The organism is Lacticaseibacillus pantheris DSM 15945 = JCM 12539 = NBRC 106106 (assembly GCF_001591865.1).
GTDB classification, from domain to species: Bacteria; Bacillota; Bacilli; order Lactobacillales; family Lactobacillaceae; genus Lacticaseibacillus; species Lacticaseibacillus pantheris.
Genome location: NZ_BCVS01000184.1, coordinates 1 through 1,165, shown reverse-complemented (window position 1 = coordinate 1,165; position 1,165 = coordinate 1). Strand labels below are relative to the sequence as shown.

Below are 1,165 nucleotides of genomic sequence, written 5' to 3'. Positions count from 1 at the left end.
CTAGTATAGCCGTTGTGCGTGAGTCCCGTCAGGTCAACGTTGCCATCTAGCCCACCAGCCTTGTAGGTCGAGGTGAATTGGAAGACGTGCACGTTGCTATATGAGGGGAAAAAGCTGTAGTCTGGCGTCGTCCGAACCTGGTAGTCCGGATACTCTGCCAGCCATAGCGGCCAGGACTTAGCCAAGCTCGCTAGATCTAGCTTACCGGTCAAGAAGCCCTTGTAGCCGTATAGCACGGGCGTGTAACCTGCGTCCTTGATACGCTGGAGCGCGTAGTTGACCGCATCGGTGTTAGGCGTCCCAGATTCGACGTCTAGCGCCACGATGGACTGCTTAGGCGTCTGTACCTTCGGTAGGTAGTAGTCCAGCATAGCGTCCGCCTGTGCCCGCGTGGTGAACTGCGCGTAGATGTACGTGTGGACGTACTTTCCGGCCGCAATTGCCGAGGACACCTGCGTACTGTACGTGTATTGTGGGATAAAAGTGCCATCATAAAAACCGCCAATCTGGCTGATGACAAACTTATCGTCGGAGCGTCCATACGCCCCGTATGCTCCCTGATACTTAGACCAGTCGACACCCTGTTCCCGCTTGTCCGCGGAGACGGTCGCCAGTTGGTGAATCGACGCTGTGGTCGACTTACTAGACTGTACCAGCGCCGCCGTCTGTGTCTGTGCGTGTGTGTCGTGGGTGCTATTAACCGCACCCGTGCCCACAACAAAGGCCGCAACGATTACCGCTACGGCCGTGAGCCAACGATTAAACTTGTGCCGCACTGGAATCACCTCCGTCAGCGGGTGCTGGTGTTGGCGCCGCGTCACTGGTAGGTGTAGCCTGCGTCGGCATAGCGGCGACCAGCTTGGCCTCCACCGCCTTAGCGACTGCCGCATCGAACTGTGCTTGCTCCGCATCAGCCTTGGCTTGCTTAGCGTCCGTCACCTTAGTTGCGACTGCCTTTGCCGCTGGTTTGACCGCGTCCACTGCCCAGCTTGTGCCCATTGCTGTAACCGCGCCCTGGACCGCACCGGCGAGGTAGTTAGTGTCGTGCGTGATGGCTACGGATGCTAACCCCGCGGCCACCCCAATGCCAACCGCCAGGTATGGCAGATAGGCCGACTTAATCGACGTCTGCGACTTAACAAATTGAGTGGCCGCCGCGACAATT

General features: G+C 58.1%; 2 protein-coding genes. Both read right to left on the bottom strand.

Going from position 1 to position 1,165, the window contains the following annotated elements:
* Nucleotides 1–623 (bottom strand): GH25 family lysozyme (locus tag LPA02S_RS11360; RefSeq protein WP_263850254.1); only part of this gene is annotated, 623 nt, incomplete at its 3' end.
* 136 nt (nucleotides 624–759) lie between these two features.
* Nucleotides 760–1,165, bottom strand: a 406-nt coding sequence (locus LPA02S_RS11855) for a hypothetical protein (RefSeq protein WP_054651844.1), incomplete at its 5' end; no start/stop codon positions are given.